This is a genomic window from Dialister succinatiphilus YIT 11850 (assembly GCF_000242435.1).
Taxonomy (GTDB): Bacteria; Bacillota; Negativicutes; order Veillonellales; family Dialisteraceae; genus Dialister; species Dialister succinatiphilus.
In genome coordinates this window covers 118,729-123,368 of sequence record NZ_JH591189.1, presented here as the reverse complement: position 1 = coordinate 123,368, position 4,640 = coordinate 118,729, and the positions used below count along the sequence as shown (strand labels likewise).

4 protein-coding genes are annotated in these 4,640 nt (G+C 49.3%); 3 read left to right on the top strand and 1 reads right to left on the bottom strand.

Annotation, left to right across the window (positions count from 1 at the left end; genetic code table 11):
• Positions 1-488 (bottom strand): ESPR domain-containing protein (locus tag HMPREF9453_RS09510; RefSeq protein ID WP_008860344.1); only part of this gene is annotated, 488 nt, incomplete at its 3' end.
• Positions 489-742: 254 nt separating this feature from the next.
• Here HMPREF9453_RS09510 and HMPREF9453_RS12310 point away from each other — a divergent pair.
• From HMPREF9453_RS12310 to HMPREF9453_RS09495, 3 genes are all read left to right on the top strand, one after another.
• Complete coding sequence (locus HMPREF9453_RS12310; protein ID WP_222859646.1) at positions 743-1,036, top strand: hypothetical protein; 294 nt, start codon at positions 743-745, stop codon at positions 1,034-1,036.
• An 847-nt stretch (positions 1,037-1,883) separates the two neighbouring features.
• On the top strand, positions 1,884-2,618 hold the full coding sequence (locus HMPREF9453_RS09500; RefSeq protein WP_008860341.1) for a LytR/AlgR family response regulator transcription factor: 735 nt from the start codon (positions 1,884-1,886) through the stop codon (positions 2,616-2,618).
• Between the two features lie 504 nt (positions 2,619-3,122).
• A complete protein-coding gene (locus HMPREF9453_RS09495; RefSeq protein WP_008860340.1) occupies positions 3,123-4,466 on the top strand; it encodes a sensor histidine kinase in 1,344 nt (447 codons plus the stop codon).
• Positions 4,467-4,640 lie beyond the last annotated feature (174 nt).

Here is a 4,640-nt window from a genome sequence, read left to right as displayed (position 1 = left end):
ACAGTCTGGTTTTCCAGATATTCCTTCACATTGGTGATCCGGGTATCCAGCGCTGTATCGCCGGCTTCACGAGCAGCCGTTTCCGTATTCAGGTCTTTCTGCAGCTGATTCGTGGTTTCGTGGATTGCATTGGCTTCGTTCGTAATCCGTTCATTCAGTTCGTTGTCAGCTGCTTCACGGGCGTGTTCTTCAGCTACCACTTTACGATAAGTATAAGTTTTTGCAGCATTGACTTGTGTATCAGTTCCTCCTTTGGTATATACTTCCACAGTCGTAGTGGAACCAGTACCTGCCGGTTCCACTGTCACCGTACCCTCAGCCCAGGCGAAGTTCGGGCTCAGAAGAGCTGCTGCCACCAGCATGGCTGCGGCCAGTTTCTTCAGTCCCTTTCCTGTTGTTTCGCCCTTGGTGTGTCCTTTTGCGATTTCCGATGCCACCACATAGGTGTGCTTCGCTTTACTCCAGATGACTTTGTAAATCTTATTCATGGTGTTACCCTCCTTTGAGTGGAAATGATAGATGCTCTGAATCATTTTCTGCGGCATTTAGCCGGATGTGCCGTATTTTGACTTATAAATTCCACGTGGACTTCGTCCCAGCGGCCGGCCGGTTTCCGTATATTCCTCCTTTACACGGCCTTATGATATACACTTATATTTTCAAGGCTCAGAGCGGGCCTTTGAATGCATGTATGCAGATTATACAGAACCCAGAAACCTTCTGCGCCGCCGTTTTTTGGTGTATGACTTTCTATGAAGCCTCCTCGTTTTCCACTGCTCCCGATTTCAGGGCGCACGAAATAAAGGTCCCCAGTCAATATTTTTTTCGACATATGACGCTTCTGATTTCCTATGCAATTGTTCAGCTTTATCTGTCGTTACTATATCTTAAAGGAACTAAACTTTCTATTTTTTCTGCAAAAGTGGTCATTTTTCTGCAAAAGTGGTCATTTTCTGATTCTCTGTCAAAAGAAAAACGCTGCCTTTCCTTTCCGGCAGTTTTTTTCGTTTGTCTGAAAATGGGCGACTTTAAATAATGCATATTTATGCACATTATTCAAGTCTGTAAAACTATTTTTTCTGCCGGATTTCATGGAGCTAAGGCTCCCTCTTCTATTTGTCTGAAGTATAGACTATACACAAACACACAAAAAGTATACGAAAGTATACCTTTTATTTCTCTCAACTTTTTTCTCCCCATCCGTGGCCGGCACCGCTTCATCCCACCCCGTGGGGATTTCCCGCCTTTCCGGTCTTCGAAGATATACAGGGTATCTATGAAAAAGAAATATGTCCCCTGAAAAATAAAAAAATCCTTCCGGAAAGGGAAGGAAGTATACTTTCGTATATGGGGCCTCGGAGCGGCGGGATTCAGAGGGTTCACCATGGGACACACCGTCGGTGTGAAGGTTCAAAAGGTTCAAAAGGTGGTGGCGCCCTATGGGGCGCAGATTTTAAAGAAAGGGGGCGCGGCTGGCGCCGCGGGTTGTGTAGAAGGGTTGTGTAGAAAGGTTCGTAAGATGGATGGGCCCTATGGGCCCAAGGGTTCTTAAGTTTGACGGCCTTTGGGGCCGAGGGTGGTGGTGGCGGCTTCGCCGCAATTTTTAAAGGGGCCCTATGGATGCTATGCATTGCCACATATCATAACAGGTATGGAGGGTTTTATTCTGCTCCCTGAACAGGGTGGCAGGAGGTTACATGTTTACCTTTACGCCGGACGGGTCATTCTGAATGACATGAAGAATGACCCGATGGGATGCGGACAGCCAGCCTTGCCAATGACTCGCAGGAAACCATTTCTCTTTCGCTGTTTTCCCTTTTTCTTTTCCTTTTGAGTATAATAGAGACAAAGCAGTCATTCTATGATGGGATAGGAGGAATCTTATGATACGAATTGCCCTGATCGACGACAATCCCAGTGATATTGATATTGGTAAGCACTATGTGGATACCTATTTCCAAAACCGTCCCGATGCGGCCAATATGGAAATTTCCATTTCTTCCTACATGGACGGTCCCTCGTTTCTGGCAGATTTCCGACCCGATGATTTTGACCTCATTCTCCTGGACATCTACATGCCTGCCATGGAGGGCATGGATGTGGCCAGGGAAGTGCGGCGGCTGGACGAGAGCGTAAAAATCATATTTCTTACCACCAGTCGGGAACACGCCCTGGAAGGGTATAAGGTTTTTGCGTCGGGCTATATTCTGAAGCCTCTGGCAAGCCACCGGGAGGAGCTGTTTCATGCCCTGGATTACGCCCTTCCCCGGGGTTCTTTGAAACCGGCAGTACTCTCCGCCCGCATTCCCGGCTGCGAAACCCTTCGCGTTCCTTTCAGCCATATTCTCTACATGGACTGCAGCGAAGGCAGAAACGCTTCCATTCATCTGATAGAAAAGAATATCAACACCACCAACGCCTTCCAGGATCTGGCCCGGAATCTGTCATCAGACCACCGCTTCTTCGAATGCTACCACCGGCTCATGGTAAACATGGACTACATTGAATCCATGGAAGAAGATTCCTTCCTGCTGAAAGGAAATATTTCCGTTCCCATCAGCCGGAGAAAGAAAAAAGAAGTGAAACAGCATTATATGCAGTATATGCTGTCAAAGTAACAGGGTCTGGACGCGCCTTCGGCTTGAGGGGTGACGGGCCTCTGGCCCGAGGGTTATGGCCGCCCGATGGCGGCAGGTTGTGTAGAAGGGTTGCGGAAAAAGGTTCTTAGGATTGATGGGCCCTTTCGGGCCCAAAGGTTCTTAAGTTTGACGGCCCTTCGGTCCGAGGGTTGTGGATTGCCCTACGGGCAATGCTTATAAAGTCAGCGTTACGGGATTGGCTTTTTGTATCATATGGCATGATAGGCATTCTGCCCATTGGCTCGCTGCGCTCGCCACCCCCTATCCGGCTACGCCGGACTTCCCCCTATGCAGGGGGCAGAATAAAACACCGCGAAACACTCTCTTCATAAATGGCTCTACAGTAAGCACGGGTTATAAGTGCCCCGCTTGCGGGGGCACTATAAAGCTCCGTTATGCTGTGAGCGACTTATGATTTGGCTGACCGTGTACGCGCCTCCATGACCACTTGCACCACCTATCCCTTTTTAAAAGGAGTACATTATGGATACGATTTCTTCCCTGGCCCTCTGCACGGTCCTGGTTCATCTGGCAGGCCGTTTTATCTTTTTTCAAGCCTTCCTCGATTTTCTTCCTCAAAACTGTTGGAAGAAAATGGCCCTTTCCTTTATCATTCTGGCCCTTTTAAACTTTATCTTCTACTACGTCCTCTTTCAGGGGTTCACCCACACGGTCATCCTTTACAAGGCCTCCCTGGCGCTGGGCTGGATTCCCTATGTGCTCCTTTCCTTTTACTGGCTGCCCCGATTCATTGCTCAGCAGATTTTTGTCCTTGGCATGCAGGGCCTTTGGAGTTTCTTCCTTCACACTGCCAGCATATTGACCATTATTTCCCTGGGGAAGAACATTCCTGTGGAATGGCGTCTTTCCATGCAGCTGACCTGCTTTCTTTTCTATTTTCTCCTCTCCCTGCCCCTTGCAGCCCGCATGTTCCGCCATATGTGTCCTTCCCGCCAGCTCATCAATGATAAGCCCTACGGTTACTACATCGCCTTCCTGCCTCTGCTGATTGCCTTCACTCAGCTGCCCATCAGCCTGGAGCCGGGCCTTTGGACCATGGACAAACTGCTTTCCCGGATTCTTACTTTTGTGCCTTTCATCGCCCTCTACCGCTATATCAAGCTGCAGGCCAGGGATCTGGAAACAGAGGTCCTTCTAAAAAGCACAAATGAAGTGCAGCAGAAAGCCATCCGTTTCTTCCAGAACAACATGCTCCTCATACAGGCCAGTACCAAACAGTTTTCCATTCTCCGCCATGACATGCGCCACCAGATCAATATCCTTTACGGCCTCATCAGCAGCGGGAAATCGGAAGAAGCCCTCCATTTACTCCGCTCCTTTGACGAGCATCTGGAAAAAACCGCCATTCATCCCTTCTGTCTGAATCCCTTCGTCAATGCGGTGCTTTCCGTTTACATCGTCAAAGCCAAAGACGCCGGCATACCCGTCACCTGCCGGGTAAACTTTCCGGAAGAGGTTCCAAAGGTGCAGGAAAATCTCTCCTTTGCCCTGGCCAACCTTCTGGAAAATGCCATCCGCGTATCGGAAACCCAGGATAAGGATAAACGCTTTCTCCATATCAACCTGCAGACCAGGGGCCGCCAGGTCTTCCTTTCTGTGGAAAATTACTATGCTGAACCGGTTTCCTTGAATGAAGACGGCTACCCTGTGACCCACAGGCAGGGACATGGTATCGGTATGACCTCTGTCCATCATTTTATTATGTCCTATAAAGGCTTTAAGAACTTCACCCAGAAAGATGGCGTGGTCCGCTTTGAAATCTATTTCACCCTGCCTGACACGCCATTGGACACGCCTTCGGCGTGAGGGTTCAGAGGGTTCAAAAGGTTCAAAGGGTTCAGAGGGGAAGGTTGACGGCCCTTCGGGCCGAAGGTTGTGGCCGCCTGTCGGCGGCGGGTTGTGTAGAAGGGTTGTGAAGGGAAAGGTTCTTAGGATTGACCGGCCCTATGGGCCGGAGGGTTCTTAAGTTTGACGGCCCTT